The organism is Bacillus sp. AFS018417 (genome assembly GCF_002560985.1).
Taxonomy (GTDB): domain Bacteria; phylum Bacillota; class Bacilli; order Bacillales; family Bacillaceae_G; genus Bacillus_A; species Bacillus_A rhizoplanae.
Map to the genome: position 1 here is coordinate 151,500 of NZ_NTTM01000024.1, position 17,373 is coordinate 168,872.

Genomic DNA, 17,373 nt, shown 5'->3' on the forward strand with positions numbered 1-17,373 from the left:
ACTATCCGTTAATGCGGGATAAAAAAGCTATCAAACCCGATAGCTTTTTTATTTTTTAAAATTCATAAATCAATAACATTTAATAGTAAAAATTATCAGAATAATGTTTGTTTTGTTGGCTGTACGCGCTATAATAACAGGTAATTTAGTGGAGAAAGGATGATTGTATATGGATATTATACAAGAAGCATCTATTTCGAAAGAGCAGCTTATTCAATGGAGAAGACATTTTCATATGTATCCTGAGCTTTCTTATCATGAAGAAAAAACATCTCAAACGGTTTACGACATACTACAAACATTTCCTCATCTAGAAGTTTCGCGTCCAACGCAGTATAGTGTGATGGCAAAATTGGTTGGTAAACAGCCAGGAAGAACAATTGCGCTTCGTGCTGATATGGACGCACTACCTATTGAAGAAGAGAATGAGTTTGATTTTGTTTCTAGATATCAAGGAGTTATGCACGCGTGTGGACATGATGGACATATTGCGATGTTACTTGGAACAGCATACACACTTTCACAAAAACGGGATCAAATTCAAGGTGAAATTCGTTTTTTGTTTCAACATGCTGAGGAGAACTTTCCGGGCGGTGCACAGGAAATGGTTGACGCTGGTGTTATGGAAGGGGTCGATTATATTATTGGTGCACACCTTTGGGCACCACTGGAAGTTGGGAAAATTGGTGTTGTATATGGTCCAGCAATGGCTGCTCCTGATGCGTTTTCGATTACGATTGTGGGAAAAGGCGGGCATGCTGGTATTCCGCATGAAACGGTTGATAGTATTGCAATTGGCACGCAAGTTGTTTCTCAATTACAACAAATTGTCTCCAGGCTTACTAATCCGTTAGATTCATTAGTGTTATCTGTAACACAATTTCATGCAGGGACAACTCATAATGTAATTCCTGACAGTGCGACAATTGGAGGAACAGTAAGAAGTTTACGAGATGAGCTTCGGAAGCAAACAGCAGAGCGAATTGAGAGAATTGTAAAATGTATTACAGAGGCATACGGGGCATCTTATACATTTACATATGAATATGGATATCGCCCAGTTGTAAATGAAGAGAATGTAACAAGGCATGTAGAAAATACGGCATTGCAACTTTTAGGAAGGGAACAAGTTGTTCATTTACAGCCGACGATGGCTGGAGAAGACTTTTCCGCGTTCTTGCAAAAAGCCCCAGGTACATTTTTCTTTATTGGAGCTGGAAATCAAGAGAAGAGAATTATATATCCACATCATCATCCGCTTTTTACAATTGACGAGGATGCCTTGCCAGTCGGTGTAGAAATATTTGTTTCGTCTGTTTTGAATTTCATGAGAAATAGGGAATAAGATAGTGTTTTACTCGAGTTATCCTGTTACAAAAGGATAGCTCTTTTTGTATATATTTGTTTGAAGTGGAGAAATATAACTACAACATTTTGAAAAAAGAAAGTTAGATGATAAAGATGATTCAGTTAGATGCTAACTTATCGAAAATTACCAATGCAATTCGAGAAAAGTTAGATTCGCCTAATGACTTAACTGTGCGTGAATTTTCTCTTTCAGGAACAAACGATCGATGTGCAGTTATATTTTTATGCGGACTAAGCAATAAAGACATGATTTATCGTTTTGTTATTCGTCCATTGCAGTATGAAGACATTCCTAAACAAGCTCCAATTATGCAAACATTAATCGATCAATTTTTATCAGTTGGAGAAGTGAGTATCGCAAAGACATTTCCGGATGTTATGAATGCACTATTAGCAGGCGATACAATTGTGCTACTGGATGGTATTCCTTCTGCAATAATTGTAAATTTTCGTGAATGGGAGAAACGAAGTCTCGATTCACCTTCTGCGGAGACAATCATTCGAGGGCCTAATTTAGGATTTATTGAAGATGTGAATGTAAACAAAATGTTAATTCGGCGTCACATACGTGACCCACAATTACGTTTTCATTCCTATATTATGGGGAAACGTTCACAGAAGGAAGTAACACTAGCTTACATTGAAGATATTATTAATCCTTATATTGTAAAAGAATTAAACCGGAGACTGCAGTCTATTGAAACAGATATTATTTTTGAAACAGGAACGATTGAACAACTCATACAAGATAATAGTTTGTCTCCTTTCCCTCAATTTTTAAATACAGAAAGACCAGATAACGTCGCAGCTTCACTTGCAAAAGGGAAAGCAGCTATTTTAGTAGATGGTTCTCCGTTTGCACTTATTGCTCCAATGGTGATGATTGACATATTTCAATCACCGGAAGACCACTATGAACGTTGGATGATTGGAACGTTGTTAAGAGGACTTCGAATGTTAGCGGGCACGATTGCGATTTTATTACCGGCTATGTATGTAGCTCTTGTCTCTTATCATCAAGGGCTTATCCCCTCTACTCTTGCATATTCAATTGCTGGAGCAAGAGAAGGTGTTCCGTTTCCAGCATATATTGAAGCGCTCATAATGGCTTTTACAATGGAGCTGATTCGTGAAGCTGGAATTCGTCTTCCGAAGCCAATGGGGCCAACGATTGGTATTGTAGGAGGCCTTGTTATTGGGGAAGCTGCTGTAAGTGCCGGTATTGTAAATCCATTTCTTGTCATTATTATTGCAGTCACGGCCGTAGCTACATTTTCACTACCAGTATATAGTATTACAATTACCTTTCGTATTTTATTGTTTGCGTTTATGTTGGCCGCTACAGTCTTTGGCTTGTATGGAATTATTTTAGGATTAATTGCCTTAGCAATTCATATCGTAAATTTAACGAGTGTTGGAGTACCATATTCTGCACCGATTGCACCTGCTTTTTATAAAGATTGGAAAGAAGATGTTGTACGTTTGTCTAAAGCAATGTTGAAAGAAAGACCGGAGTACTTACAACCAAAGGATAAAACGCTGCGTTCAAAGGAGAGGGGATGAAGTGAAGTCGTTTGAGTATGGAGATGAAGAAGTTGGTACTCGTGAACTCACGTTTGCTATATCTTCTACCATTATTGGTACAGGTGCACTTGCCATGCCGCGTGTTATGGCGACTCATGCGCTTTTTGCGGATGGATGGATTCTTTTATTCCTAAGTGGGTTAATATGTACTTGTTTTGCGTGGTTTATCATGAAGGTTGCCATTTTATTTCCGAAACAAAATTTTGTTCAATATACGAGCGTGTATTTAACGAAGCCGATTACTTATATTATCTGTTTTATTTTAATACTAACATTTACAGGAATTACGGCTCATGAAGCGCGAACAATTTCTATTATTTCTCAAACCTATTTATTTAGTGATACACCTGTTCAGCTTTTGTCCTTTTTTTATTTGCTCGTTGTTGTTTATGGCGTTTGTGGATCTAGGGCAGGATTATTAAGACTTACTGTTCTGTTTTTACCTATTGTTTTTATTGCTATTATTTTGTTATCGCTGTTAAATGTTAATTTAATGGAATTTGAAAATTTAGCCCCATTTTTTCAAACTAAAATGAGTAAATATATGGGTGGAATCAGAGAATCCGCCTTTACATTTATTGGATTTGAAGTGGGTTTTTTCTATGCTGCTATACTCAAGTCAACAAAAAAAGCCCCTATGGCAGCAGCGAAAGGGGTTATGATTACTGTTTTATCCTATATGTTAATTTATGTTACTTGTATAAGTGTATTTACTTATTTAACAACTAGCACTTTAACATATCCAACGATTGAACTTGGAAAAGAAATTGAAATTGGGGGAGGTTTTCTAGAGAGATTTGATGCAATCTTTTTTATAACATGGATTATTACTGTTTTTAATACAACTGCATTGTATTATGATATCGCTATTTTTTTATTTTGTGCAATGTTTCCTGCAATAAAAAAACATACGTTTATTTTTATTAGTGCACCTATCATTTATGTTGTAAATAATATTCCAGGTAATTTGGATGTGATAAGTAAGTATGGTACATATTTAGCTTGGGTTGACATGTCTGTTATGTTTGTTGTCCCTCTTCTCATTTTTATTTTCTATAAAATAAAAGGAGGGGGGAATAAAAATGAACCTTCTTCTTAAAATAATGAGTTGTCTGTTTTTGATTTTACTTATAAGTGGCTGCTCTGAACGACAGGAAATTGAAGAAAGAGGGTTTGTTGTTGGTGTTGCATTAGACAAGGCAACGAATAAGGGAGAAAAAAGCGAAACGACAACTACCAGTCATTCACCCCTTATAAAAGGAACGTATCAAATTGTGTTGCCTAGTTCTTTAACGCAGCAGGGAAGTAAGCCGTCAAGTGGAAGAAATTACATTAATATTAATGCAACGGCTGATAGTGTATTTGCTCAAATTCGGATTATCTCTAAGAAAATAAGTCGATCCTTATTTTTCCCCCATATAGAAGCGCTCATTTTTTCTGAGGACTTATTGAAGAAACCTTTCGTTTTAGAAGATACATTAGATGTATTTTTTCGTGATCATGAGATGCGAAGGAATATTCGGATCTTTATTTCAAAAGGACGAGCGGAAGAAATTTTAAAGCAGAGTGCAAAACCAGAAAATTTACCCTCTAAATACGTAAGTATGATATCAAATCATGCGCAGAAAAATGCCCAAATGTTAGAAGCAGTTCGAATTGGTGATTTACAAGAAAAAATGTCTGCTGATCGAAGTTTTGTTCTTCCTGTCTTAGGACTAACTAGGCAGGGAATTAAAATGGAAGGAGCAGCTGTATTTCGCGGAAAAGATACTAAATTTGTAGGTAGTCTGAATGGGATGGAAACACTAGGATTAAATTATATTGTTGGAAAAAAAGTAGGGGGCTTTTTTAAAATAAAAAAAGGAAATCAGCTTATTGTATTTGAAATTCGTGACATGCGTCGTAAAATCCATACATTCTTAAAAAATCCTACAAAGCCTAAATTTGTAATTGATGTATATTTAGACGGAACATTAGCAGAAGTGTATTTAAGGAAAGATAATAAGGCGATGAGTTCTGAAGAAATTAGTAAATACCTTGCCAGTGAAATTGAAAAACAGATACAAAAAACAATTAAGGTTGTCCAAAAAAATTTAAAAGTAGATGCACTTGGATTAGGAGAATATTATAAGCGTCAAAATTATAAGCAATGGATAAAAATTAAAAAAAATTGGGACCAAGGTCAAAATTATTTTAGTACGAGTAACATTATTGTTCGTGTGCATCCAAGTATTGAACATACAGGATCTGTTTTACCAGTAAGAAGGTGAGTAAAGGAGCGGCATAATGTTTACAACTTTAGGGATTATATGTACGATTTTAATGGCAATCCTCCCCTATACTGCTTATTTCATTCATAAAAAAATACAAGAATACGGTGCACAGCCTTGGCAAAAACAAATACAGCAAAAAAAGAAACCCGAATAATACGTTGGGTTTCTTTTTCATATAAGTCCTAACCAATGTACCAATTGTGCCGTAAGGAATGTAACAACAATGGCAATTACAGTAGGGATGGCAAATGAAAGAAATGTCCATTTTGCACTTTTTGTTTCTTTATATATATTAACTAGTGTTGTTCCGCATGGGAAATGCAGAAGGGAGAACAACATCATGTTTAATGCAGTTAGCCAAGTCCAACCGTGATCAAGAAACAGTTGTTTAATTTGTGTTAAATTGTCTAGCTCTGTTAATGAACCTGTTGATAAATAAGCCATTAATAAAATTGGAACAACAATTTCGTTTGCAGGTAAGCCGAGAATAAATGCTGCTAAAATGTATCCGTCAAGGCCAAGTAATTGTGCAAACGGATCTAAAAAATTTACGATATACATAAGAAGACTTGTGTCTCCAATAAATACATTTGCTAATACCCATGTTAATACTGCGGCGGGTGCTGCAACGATAACGGCACGTTTCAGAACGTATATTGATTTATCAAGCGTTGCACGTACGATTGTATCCCAAATTTTTGGCTTTCTATAAGGTGGTAATTCTAACGTATAGTGAGTTGGAACACCTTTTAAAGCTGTTTTTGAGAGTGCCCATGATACGGTTAAAGTTACGATAATGCCAATTACAACCATGCCGACAACAACTCCGGCTGTTACAAGGGTTTGCATACCACCTGTATATCCAGCGGCCATAAATAAAGATGCTAATAAAATAAGCGTTGGCCATCGACCGTTACAAGGAACAAAGTTATTTGTTAAGATTGCGAGCATACGTTCACGAGGTGATTCAATAATACGTGTTGACATAATTGCAGCTGCGTTACATCCAAATCCCATTGCCATTGTTAAAGATTGCTTTCCATGTGCCCCGGCACGTTTAAAGAGACGATCCATGTTAAAAGCAACGCGCGGTAAGTAACCGTAGTTTTCTAATAAAGCAAACATTGGGAAGAAAATAGCCATCGGTGGCAACATAACACTAATAACAGCTCCTGTTCCGCGGAATAAACCGAGAATAAGGATGCCATGTAACCATTCCGGGGCATGCATCGCTTGGAACCAAGCAGTTAAATAACCTTCTGCCCATCCAAAAAATTCAGCGATCATATCAGAAGGAACGTTAGCTCCGGCAATTGTAAGATAAAAAATAACAGATAAAATAGCGAGCATAATAGGGAAACCGAATATAGGAGAAGTAAAGATTCTATCAAGCTTCTCTGAGCGATATAATTTATTTTTATCTGTGTATTGAACCGAATTCTTACAAATATTAGCTGAAGCACGGTAGATATCAACGACAATTTCATCGCGAATGTCTTCTTTAACAAGTGCTTGCGCGCGCTGCACGATATAGTCTAATGGAAGAGCTTTACTGGTTGAATGAGATTCCATTGATTACAACCTCCCTTACAAGTGGTTCTTCATGATGTTTTTGAAGAGATTCTAAGAAGTTCTTATCTCCATCTAGAATGCGAAGTGCAATCCAACGTGCAGGATAGGAATCTCCAAAAACTTTATAGACTTGTGGTTCGAGTTCTTGAATCATCTGTTCTATTTTTTCGTTATAAGTAATTTGAAAAGGAGTACAAATTACTTTTCTATTAGCTACTTTTTCAATTATATTTAACAACTGACCGAGTCCAATTTTATTACGTGCAGAAATTTTTACAACAGGAACTCCAAGCGATTTTGCTAATTTTTTCTCATCGATTATAATTCCTTTCTTTTCTGCTTCGTCAATCAAGTTAACACAAATGACAATTTCTTTTGTCATTTCCATAACTTGCAAGGCTAAGTTCAAGTTTCTTTCCATTGCAGTAGCATCTACAACAACAACTGTTACATCTGGTTTTTCAAAGATAATGTAATCACGTGCAACTTCTTCATCGGCAGAGTTTGAGTATAAGGAATATGTTCCTGGTAAATCGATTACGGTGTAGAGGCTTCCGTTATGTTCATATTCGCCTTCAGCTTTTAATACCGTTTTCCCTGTCCAGTTTCCAGTATGTTGTTTCAATCCAGTTAATGTATTAAATAATGTACTTTTTCCGGTGTTCGGATTTCCTGCTAATGCAATACGATGCTTATTCATTTCGGATCATCTCCTATCAATGTCCCTGTTATTCGTGAACTTTCTTCATTTCGAAGGGCGATTGTCGTGTTACTTACTTGATATGCAATGGGATCGCCAAGCGGACTTTTCTGTAACACTTTAATCGTTGCACCAGGAATAAATCCTAAATCAAGCAGGCGGCGTTTCATGGTTCCTTCTAATTGAACTTTTTCAATTTGTACAAGTTGACCTGTTTTAAAAGTAGAGAGTGGTTGGGTTTTAACCGATACCATAAGAGTTACCTCACTTCTATTTTTTTAGTACGAGTTCAAAATGTTTCCTTAGGGAAACATTTTGTTAATAACATACTAGGTTATATTGAGCGTTGTTGTCAATTACTACTTTAAAAATATTCAGGTATTTTTTGAATGGTTCCTATAACATCTTAAAAAAAGTAGTTCCAAAGGCGTTTGCCGNNATAGAGGGGTTGTGCCATCAGGCAGCTGTGTCAACTCCACTCGTGTTAAGCATCTCTTGAAGGTGATACACGAGAAACCCTCACTTCAAGATCCAAAGGAGATAAGTGGCGGGAGTTTTCATATGGCTAACTTGCATGTTATTCCATGTTTTGTTGTGGATGTTGGTGTTTTAACAAGGGGAAGTAAAGCTTTTGGAAAAAACATCTTAACAAAAGCGTAAAAGCGAGGATAAGAATTTACAATCAATTTACATTCTTAAAATTAAATTTACAATACGTTCTGTTTCTTAAGGTTTTTTACTTGTTTTATGTTAAAAACAATGAATATATAAGGATTTTTCTATGAATCCCCTGTCTTTACTTAAAATTAAAAAACGCTTAACACTGACATAATATTATTATCCTACAATGAATTTGTACTACGAGATATGCACATAATAATGTAGAAATGAAAAGTGATAATCAAATGGGGGTACAAGACATGGTTATGAAAAAAGGCTTTAAATTTTCGTTAGCGGCATTAGTGGTTGCTGGTGCTTTAGTAGGTTGTGGGAAAGCAGACACTACAAAGACAGAAACTGCTAAAGGTGGTAACGAAGCGAAGCAAGAATTATCCGGTACAATTACAGCAGCTGGTTCTACGGCGCTTCAACCACTTGCAGAAGAAGCTGCTAAAGAATTTATGGGAGAAAATTCAAAAGTATCAATTACGGTTCAAGGTGGCGGTAGTGGAACTGGAATTAACCAAGTAGCTTCTGGCGCTGTTCAAGTTGGTAACTCTGATGTTCCTGCTGCAGATAAAATAAAAGAAGCAGATAAAGCAAAAGAATTAGTTGATAACAAAGTTGCAGGTATCGGATTTGCGTTAGTTGTAAATAAAGATGTAAATGTTGATAACTTAACATTAAAACAAGTACAAGATATTTTCTCTGGTAAAGTTACAAACTGGAAAGAAGTTGGCGGAAAAGACGAAAAGATTAATGTAATTAATCGTCCAGCGGCTTCTGGTACACGTGCTACATTTGAAAAAACAGTTATGAAAGATGCAAAAATTAACGATGCTACAGGTACAACACAAGATTCAAACGGTGCAGTAGAGCAAGCGATCAACTCTACACCAGGATCTATTAGTTATTTAGCTAACTCTTACATGGTTGGTGACAAAAAAGGTACTTTAAAAACAATGAAAATTGATGGTGTAGAACCAACAACTGAAAATATTTCTTCTGGTAAATATCCGTTTTGGTCTTATGAATACATGATTACAAAAGGTGAAGCAAAAGACGCAACAAAAGGTTACATTGATTATGTAAAAGGTAAAGACTTCGAGAAGAAAGTAGAAGAAATGGGTTACATCCCAATGTCTAAATTAAAGCAATAATATAAAACGGGCTGGCTATTTAGCCAGTCTTGTTCATTTCAATATGGGAAGTAAGGTTGTGGTCTTGTGATGAAGGGGAAAAAACAAATTAACTACGTAAAAAGTGAATATATTGGAAGAACACTTGTGACGCTTTGTGGTTTATTAATTGTTGCTGTTACATTAGCTATTATCGCATTCATTTGTGCAAAAGGAATTCAATCATTTACGCAAAGCAATATCTCAATTTCAGAAATATTCACATCAACAAAATGGGCTCCGAATGATGGAAGTTTTGGAGCTGTTATTTTCATAGTTGGATCTACTGCTGTATCTCTCGGTGCAGTAATTATTAGTGCGCCGATTGCAATTGCACTAGCAGTGTTTATGAATTTAATTTCACCAAAGTTTGGAAACAAAGTACTAAAGCCAGTTTTAGAATTATTAGTAGGGATTCCGTCTGTTGTATATGGTTTACTAGGGGTTACCATTTTAATTCCGCTTTTACGTGATTCTTTTGGTGGTGTAGGATTTAGTTTAATTGCAGGTATTGTTGTATTAAGTATTATGATTTTGCCAACGATTGCAAGTATTGCTTCCGATGCAATTCGTGCAGTTCCTTTTGAATATTTAGAAGCCTCTTATGGTTTAGGATCGACGAAATGGCAAGCGATTAGCCGCGTCATTGTTCCGGCGGCGAAAAAGGGGATTTTAACAGGGGTTGTTCTTGGAATAGCTCGTGCTTTTGGTGAAGCATTAGCAGTTCAGATGGTAATTGGTAATACAATAAAATTACCAGAAGGACTATATAGCCCAACTTCAACTTTAACAGGTATTTTGACAATGGATATGACAAATACGTTAAATGGGACAGCTTGGAATAATGCGCTATGGACATTAGCGATGATATTACTTCTTATTTCCTTCTTATTTATCTTAGTAATTCGAGCGATTGGCCAAAGAGGTGAAAGATAACGATGAATGCTAGAACAGTTAATAGTATATGGACAGGGATTTTATATGCGGTTGCAGTGCTTGTAGTCGCTTTACTCGGTTTTCTTGTATACGAAATCTTACGACAAGGTTGGGGATTTTGGGATCCAAATTTTTTATTTGGAGAACCAAGTAATACAACAGCAGGAGGAGGGATTGGTCCTCAATTATTTAATTCCTTCTATATGCTTGTTATTACATTAATTATCTCAATTCCTTTAGGTCTTGGCGCGGGAATTTATCTTGCGGAATATGCAAAGCAAGGTCGATTTTTAAATTTTGTTCGTCTATGTATCGAAACAATGGCATCTTTACCTTCTATTGTAGTTGGTTTATTTGGATTACTTGTGTTTGTTACGATGGCAGGTTGGGGTTATACTGCTATGGGCGGGGCGTTAGCTTTAACGATTTTAAATTTACCAAGTTTAACGCGCGTTTGTGAAAATGCAATTACAGAAATTCCATCTAATGTGAAAGAAGCAAGTCTTGGATTAGGTGCAACAAAGTGGCAAACAATTGTTAGAATTATTCTTCCATCGGCATTACCACAAATTATTACCGGTGTTATTTTAGCGGCTGGACGTATTTTTGGTGAAGCGGCAGCACTAATTTATACAGCTGGATTAACGTCACCAATTTTAAATGCAGCAGCAGATCTTTCAAGTCCTGCTAATCCGTTGAACCCATTTCGACCAGCAGAAACATTAGCAGTGCATATTTGGAAGTTAAATTCTGAGGGAATTGTTCCTGATGCGAAGTTAATTGCAGCAAAATCAGCAGCAGTATTAATTATTATGGTATTACTATTTAATATTCTTGCTCGCTTTATAGCATCTGTACTGCATAAACGCTTTACTGGTACGAAAAAATCCCGAAAAAGTAAAGTAAAAGCAGCATAACTTCTTGTATCCCATATAGAATAAAGAGGGTGTCCTCTAAAAGGTCGATTTTATCGAACTTTTAGAGGACACCCTTTTTCTTTTGGTTTGTATAATGAAGGTGTAGAGAGTGGAAAAAAGAAACCATGTTATCAAGACCTAATTTATTAATTGAATTGATCAAAAAAAATTGATTTAACTGTTGTATTGAACAAAAAGTCTCGCGTATAATAAAAATATCAAAAAAAATTGATGAACGAGGTTGGATGATATGAATAAACAATTTGAACAATATGAGAAGAAATTTAAAGCCCTTGCAGATCAAAAAAGATTAGAAATTATGTATGAACTTTGTCAAAGGGGAAGAACTTGTGTATGTGATTTAACAGAAGTATTTGGGATGACACAATCTAAATTATCTTATCACTTGAAAATTTTATTAGATGCAAATTTAATAATCAAAGAAACGCAAGGTACTTGGAGTTACTACGATTTAAATGATACTGAAGTAAATAATCTATTATCAGAAGAACTTTGTTGTATATTTAGAAAAACAGGAAAAGGAACTTGTTGCTAATTTTTTTAAACTATACATCAATTTTTTTTGATTAATATTATGTAAAATCAAAGGAGGAATTTATGATGAAATACGTACATGTTGGGATTAATGTTACAAATCTAGAAAAATCTATTGAATTCTATGAAAAAGTATTTGGAGTAAAACCAGTTAAAGTAAAGAATGATTATGCAAAATTCTTATTGGAAACTCCAGGATTAAATTTCACCTTAAATGTAATAGATAATGTGAATGGAAATCAAGTTAATCACTTTGGATTCCAATTAGAAAATGAAGAAGAAATAAAGGGCCATAAGGACCGTTTAGAAAAAGAAGGTTTTTTCGCACGAGACGAGATAAATACAACATGTTGCTATGCCGTACAAGATAAATTTTGGATAACTGACCCAGACGGTAACGAATGGGAATTCTTCTATACAAGGGCGGACAGCGACGTTCATAAGATAGAATCTACATCTTGCTGTTAATATGAAAGGAGAACTTTATGAAGCGACTATCATTTTTAGATCGATACTTAACCATTTGGATTTTTCTTGCTATGGCTATAGGAATCGGTATAGGAATACTATTTCCACAAATCACAAGTAACTTAAATAAATTACAAGTGGGTACAACATCTATTCCACTTGCAATAGGTTTAATTTTGATGATGTATCCTCCTTTAGCGAAGGTTCGTTATGAAGAGATGGGGAGAGTTTTTAAAGATGGAAAAGTATTAGTTTTATCACTTGTTCAAAACTGGATCGTTGGTCCTGTTCTGATGTTTGCTTTAGCGGTAATATTTTTACCGGATAAGCCAGAATATATGGTGGGCTTAATTATGATTGGTTTAGCCCGTTGTATCGCTATGGTCATTGTTTGGAATGACCTAGCAAAAGGTGATATAGAGTATGCGGCAGGATTAGTTGCTTTTAACTCTGTTTTTCAAATGTTATTTTTCTCAGTGTATGCGTATGTATTTGTAACAGTAATTCCAGAATGGTTGGGAATTGAAGGTGCTATTGTAGATATTACAATGGGGGAGGTTGCAAAATCGGTATTTATTTACTTAGGAATTCCATTCATCAGTGGGATATTAACGCGCTTAATCTTTGTAAAAACAAAAGGACGTATTTGGTATGAAAAAGTATTCATTCCAAAGATTAGCCCGATTACATTAATCGCATTATTATTTACAATCATTGTGATGTTCTCATTAAAAGGAGAAGTCATTGTGAGTGTACCGCTTGATGTTGTACGTATTGCGATTCCGTTACTTATTTATTTTGTATTAATGTTTTTTGTTTCTTTCTTTATGGGCAAAAAAATTGGGGCAAGTTACGGAGTAACAACTACATTAGCATTTACAGCTGGAAGTAACAACTTTGAATTAGCAATTGCTGTAGCTGTAGGTGTATTTGGAATTCAGTCCGGCGCAGCATTTGCAGCAGTTATCGGGCCTTTAGTCGAAGTTCCCGTTATGATTGCTCTTGTAAATGTAGCACTGTGGTTTCAACGTAAATACTTTCAAACACAACCCAAATAACTATTCATAAAAAAGGTGGAATTCATATGGAAAGCAAAAAAACAATTTACTTCTTATGTACAGGAAACTCTTGCCGTAGTCAGATGGCTGAAGCTTGGGGTAAAAAATATTTAGGTGACAAATGGACTGTACTCTCTGCTGGTATTGAGGCACATGGAGTAAATCCTAATGCAGTTAAAGCGATGAAAGAAGTAGGAATCGATATTACTGACCAAACATCTGATGTCATTGATCCAGAAATTTTAGATAAAGCTGACTTTGTAGTAACTCTTTGTGATCATGCGAATGATGTGTGTCCAACTACACCTTCATATGTAAAACGAGTTCATTGGGGATTTGACGATCCAGCAGGAAAAGAATGGTCTGAGTTTCAACGAGTGCGTAACGAAATTGGAGAGCGCATTCAACAATTTGCAGCAAAAGGAGAATAATTCTTTCAATAAGAGGTACCGTCAACACTTTGAGCATCTGCTCTAGTTTGTTGACAGTATCTCTCTCTTTTCTTAAAACAGTTTAAGCACTTGTAATAAAGTTGTATCCAGAAGTCTGAATGTGGCTGTTGTATTTTATCCCGTATTAACGGGTAGTAAGACCCCCACCTCAAGATTGAGAGAAGTGAAGAATATAGGTGGGGGATAACTGCCCGTAAAAGACCAATTGGTTCAATTAACTATCAGTGGGGGATGAAGAAAACCCCCTACTTATGGAAGTTTCACTTTATGAGTTTGGAATATCCGTATAAGAATCATGTTGTTTTTTGCGATGCTTCCTGCTACCAATTCGATCTAGTAATTCGTACATAACAGGTACAACAACCAGCGTTAGTAATGTAGAAACTAATAAACCGCCAATTACTACAACAGCTAAGCTTTTGGATACCATGCTTCCAGCTTGTGTATCACCGAATAGTAGAGGAAGCATTGCGAAGATTGTTGTAATAGCTGTCATGATAATTGGGCGTAATCTTATTGAGCCAGCTTCTAATAGTGCTTCTCTTGTTGGCATTCCTTTTTCGCGATTTTGTTGTACACGTTCTATTAATACAATTGCATTTGTCACAACGATTCCGATTAGCATTAAGGCACCGATAAGAGAGTTTAAATCGACAGGTGTTCGTGAAATAATTAAACCTAAAATACCGCCAACAGCAGCTAATGGAAGAGAGAATAAAATTGCAAAAGGTGCACGTGCTTGCCCGAAAGTAATAACCATAATTAAGTAAACGACACCAATTGCAATTCCCATAATTTTAAATAAATCAGTGAAACTTTCTTGCATCGATTCTGTTGCTCCGGCAATGTTAACTTTCGCTCCATCAGGTAATTTTAAATTTGTAATAGCTGTATTTACATCTTTACTTACTTTACTTAAATCGTCATCTTTTGCTTCTGCTGTAACTTGAATTGTTTCTTTTCCTTCCTTATGGAATATTTCTGTTTGTATTTGTTTTTCAGAAATGGTTGCAACATCTTTTAATGCAATCAAACCAGTAACTGGAGACAGAATATTTGAGTCTAAAATCGCATCTTTATTATGGATGTCTGGTTTTTGATGTTCTAGTACAATAGTTGTTTTTTCATTATCGAGTGAAATTTGGCCAATTGGTGATTTTTTCATTAAAAATGCGACTTGTTGTGCGATGACTTCAGGAGTTAATCCCGCTTTCTCTGCTTTTGTTTGATCGACGTTGATGACCCATTCTTTTTTCTCTTCTTCCACATTTGTTTTTACTTTTGAAAGACTATCTAAGCCTTTTAATTTTGTGGTAACAAGATCGGCAGTTTTCTTTAAATCTTCACTATTGTTGGCCGTAACGTTAAATTGTAAAGTATTCCCGCCACCGAAGTTTGAAAAACTCACTTTTATATAATCAAATGTTGCGGGTTGAAATTGATTCTGCTCTTTTTTTAGTTTGTTAATGTATGCGTCAAGGTCAATTCCTTTTTTAAATCCTACATATATACTTGCAAGATTGTTTTTCGTCGTTTGTCCCCACTGCGCATCTTCTGAAGCAGATCCCATTCGTAATGTAACGTCTTGTACCTGTGTATCTGCAAGTAATTTCTTTTCTAATTCGAAAGCTTGTTGTTTCCCTTTTTCTAAATCGTAATTAGCAGGGAATGTCATATTGATAGAAAGCATTGTGTTATCGTCAGATTTAATATTCGCTTTTGGAAGTACAATGTAAGCTACAATTGAACCGACAAACAATAAGGAAGAAGTAAGTAAAATGATAAATTTATGTGATAACGACCATTTTAAAATGGCTGTATAACGTTTCGTTTCTTTTCGCTCTTCGTGTCTTGTTTTCTTTAACAGTAGAAAGGCCATGAGCGGAACAACTGTTAAGGCCACTACTAGAGAGGAAAGAATTGAATATACAACTGCCAACACCATAGGCAACATAAATTCACCGATTCCGCCTGATACAAAGCCAATTGGTAAAAAAACAGCGACGGTCGTTAAAGTGGAAGACGTAATTGCGATTGCAACTTCTTTCGTAGCATCAATAATAACGTCTTTTGAGAAAGAATCTTTTTGTAAACGACGGAAAATGTTTTCGATTACAACGATGCTATCATCGACAAGGCGTCCGACAGCAACTGCTAATCCACCTAATGTTAAAATATTTAAAGTGATATGAGATTGATCAAGTAAAAAGAGTGTGAGAAGTATAGATAAAGGGATACTGACAATAGCGATTAAAGTAGTACGAATGTTACGTAAGAAAATTAAAATGATGAATGTAGCAGCGATAGCACCGAGAACAACTTCTTTAGCCATGCTTGTAACAGCATTTTCGACTTGTTCGTGCGTTGACATAAGTGTTTTTATAGTGAACGTGTCTTTATATTGCTTGCTCATATTATGAACTTTTTTCTCGATTTCTTTTCCAATTGTAACTGCATTTTTGCTCGGTTCCTTCATAACGACTAATACGGCACCATCTTCTCCATTAATATGAGAAATTGCATCATGATGTTGTTTTAGCTCAATTTTTGCAATATCACTTAGTTTTACTTCTGGTGTGAGTGTAATGTTTTTTATGTCTTCAATATTTTTTATTTCTCCAATTACACGAAGTAGATGATTTTCATTATTTATAGATATTTGTCCAGCGGGTATAGAAACTTCTTTTCCTTGAAGGGCAGATACAATTTGTGATGTTATGATGTTTTTATCTTTCATTTTAATGGGATCTAATATAATAGATAATTCAGCTGTTGATTTCCCATAAAACATAACATTGGAAACACCATCGATATTTTCAAGTTGCGGGATAATTTCTTTTTCAATTTGTTTTTCATCGGCTTGTGTAAAACCGTTTTTCTTTTGAACTGTAATTTGTGCGAGTGGAATCATAGAAGTGTTTAGTTGGCTGACAACAGGTTTCATTGCGTCTTTTGGAAGTGGTATTCCGTTTGTGAGTTTTTCAACTTCACGTGTTGCATCTTTCATGTTTGCTTCTGAGGTGTACGTAATATCAATCCGTGATAATCCTTCGCTTGTTGACGATGTAATGGTATCGACGTGTGAAAGGTTTCGAAATTGTTTCTCGAGAGGTTCTGTTACTTCTTTTGTCATTGTTTCAGCATCTAGCCCCTCGGATAAGGTGGTGATTGTTATTACTGGATTATCGATACTTGGTAAAAACTCCATCGGTAACTTAGAGCCGGAATAAATACCTAATACAGAGATGAGAAAAACCATGATGATAATAGCGGCCCTATTTTTTAATGAAAACTTCGTCAATCTTTCCATAAATAAATTCCTCCATAATAGGGTTTGATGGTTTACTGTTTTACTATATAACAAATGACAGGGAAGTAGAGTTAAAAATATGTAAAAAATTTCTAAAAAAAATCTTAAGTAAGGGATTCACTTTGTGGTTAGTTAACAAGTTAACAATAGGTATACAAAAAACTTTATATATTTTTTAAAAAAGTACTTGCGCTTTAAAAATACAGATGATATATTAATAAACGTCGCTGCTGCACTACAGCAGAAAGCGAAAAAGAAAAATAAAAAAATGTTGACATCGAATAACTGAGATGTTAACATAGGGAAGTCGCTAATCAAGCGGCGGACAAGTTCTTTGAAAAC

16 protein-coding genes are annotated in these 17,373 nt (G+C 35.4%); 12 read left to right on the plus strand and 4 right to left on the minus strand.

The features are described from left to right. Positions 1–169: 169 nt before the first annotated feature. From CN326_RS11090 to CN326_RS24610, 5 genes are all read left to right on the plus strand, one after another. Positions 170–1,345, plus strand: coding sequence for a M20 family metallopeptidase (locus tag CN326_RS11090; RefSeq protein ID WP_098309081.1), 1,176 nt, complete (start codon positions 170–172; stop codon positions 1,343–1,345). Between the two features lie 116 nt (positions 1,346–1,461). Beyond that, positions 1,462–2,931: a spore germination protein gene (locus CN326_RS11095; RefSeq protein ID WP_098309082.1), complete on the plus strand. Its 1,470-nt coding sequence runs from the start codon at positions 1,462–1,464 to the stop codon at positions 2,929–2,931. 1 nt (position 2,932) lies between these two features. Continuing rightward, entirely contained in the window at positions 2,933–4,051 is a 1,119-nt protein-coding gene (locus CN326_RS11100) for a GerAB/ArcD/ProY family transporter (protein ID WP_098309083.1), read from the plus strand. Further along, on the plus strand, positions 4,035–5,222 hold the full coding sequence (locus CN326_RS11105) for a Ger(x)C family spore germination protein (protein WP_098309084.1): 1,188 nt from the start codon (positions 4,035–4,037) through the stop codon (positions 5,220–5,222). The genes CN326_RS11100 and CN326_RS11105 overlap by 17 nt, the downstream gene beginning before the upstream one ends. 16 nt (positions 5,223–5,238) lie before the next feature. Beyond that, a complete protein-coding gene (locus CN326_RS24610) occupies positions 5,239–5,379 on the plus strand; it encodes a hypothetical protein (protein ID WP_098309085.1) in 141 nt (46 codons plus the stop codon). 17 nt (positions 5,380–5,396) lie between these two features. On the opposite strand, the gene CN326_RS11115 is transcribed toward CN326_RS24610, so the two are convergent. The 3 genes from CN326_RS11115 to CN326_RS11125 are packed head-to-tail and all read right to left on the minus strand — an operon-like array spanning position 5,397 to position 7,751. Beyond that, on the minus strand, positions 5,397–6,797 hold the full coding sequence (locus tag CN326_RS11115; RefSeq protein ID WP_098309086.1) for a nucleoside recognition domain-containing protein: 1,401 nt from the start codon (positions 6,795–6,797) through the stop codon (positions 5,397–5,399). After that, positions 6,775–7,497: a FeoB small GTPase domain-containing protein gene (locus tag CN326_RS11120; protein WP_098309087.1), complete on the minus strand. Its 723-nt coding sequence runs from the start codon at positions 7,495–7,497 to the stop codon at positions 6,775–6,777. Before CN326_RS11120 ends, CN326_RS11115 begins: the two co-directional genes overlap by 23 nt. Continuing rightward, positions 7,494–7,751, minus strand: coding sequence for a FeoA family protein (locus CN326_RS11125; RefSeq protein WP_098309088.1), 258 nt, complete (start codon positions 7,749–7,751; stop codon positions 7,494–7,496). The genes CN326_RS11120 and CN326_RS11125 overlap by 4 nt, the downstream gene beginning before the upstream one ends. 666 nt (positions 7,752–8,417) lie before the next feature. On the opposite strand from CN326_RS11125, the gene CN326_RS11130 reads away from it, so the two are divergent. From CN326_RS11130 to arsC, 7 genes are all read left to right on the plus strand, one after another. Further along, positions 8,418–9,317, plus strand: a complete 900-nt coding sequence (locus CN326_RS11130) for a phosphate ABC transporter substrate-binding protein PstS family protein (protein WP_141525028.1) — start codon at positions 8,418–8,420, stop codon at positions 9,315–9,317. Positions 9,318–9,386: 69 nt separating this feature from the next. Further along, the gene (pstC, locus tag CN326_RS11135) at positions 9,387–10,271 is read left to right on the plus strand and encodes a phosphate ABC transporter permease subunit PstC (RefSeq protein ID WP_141525029.1); all 885 of its coding nucleotides are present in this window, start codon (positions 9,387–9,389) and stop codon (positions 10,269–10,271) included. A gap of 2 nt (positions 10,272–10,273) precedes the next feature. Then, entirely contained in the window at positions 10,274–11,188 is a 915-nt protein-coding gene (gene pstA, locus CN326_RS11140; RefSeq protein ID WP_098309091.1) for a phosphate ABC transporter permease PstA, read from the plus strand. A 250-nt stretch (positions 11,189–11,438) separates the two neighbouring features. Next, positions 11,439–11,744: an arsenical resistance operon transcriptional regulator ArsR gene (arsR, locus tag CN326_RS11145; RefSeq protein WP_098309092.1), complete on the plus strand. Its 306-nt coding sequence runs from the start codon at positions 11,439–11,441 to the stop codon at positions 11,742–11,744. A 65-nt stretch (positions 11,745–11,809) separates the two neighbouring features. After that, the gene (locus CN326_RS11150; protein WP_098309093.1) at positions 11,810–12,211 is read left to right on the plus strand and encodes an ArsI/CadI family heavy metal resistance metalloenzyme; all 402 of its coding nucleotides are present in this window, start codon (positions 11,810–11,812) and stop codon (positions 12,209–12,211) included. 17 nt (positions 12,212–12,228) lie between these two features. Beyond that, positions 12,229–13,269, plus strand: coding sequence for an ACR3 family arsenite efflux transporter (gene arsB, locus CN326_RS11155; protein WP_098309094.1), 1,041 nt, complete (start codon positions 12,229–12,231; stop codon positions 13,267–13,269). A gap of 26 nt (positions 13,270–13,295) precedes the next feature. Next, positions 13,296–13,700, plus strand: a complete 405-nt coding sequence (arsC, locus tag CN326_RS11160; protein WP_098309095.1) for an arsenate reductase (thioredoxin) — start codon at positions 13,296–13,298, stop codon at positions 13,698–13,700. Between the two features lie 286 nt (positions 13,701–13,986). On the opposite strand, the gene CN326_RS11165 is transcribed toward arsC, so the two are convergent. Beyond that, a complete protein-coding gene (locus tag CN326_RS11165; RefSeq protein ID WP_098309096.1) occupies positions 13,987–17,031 on the minus strand; it encodes an efflux RND transporter permease subunit in 3,045 nt (1,014 codons plus the stop codon). Between the last annotated feature and the right edge of the window lie 342 nt (positions 17,032–17,373).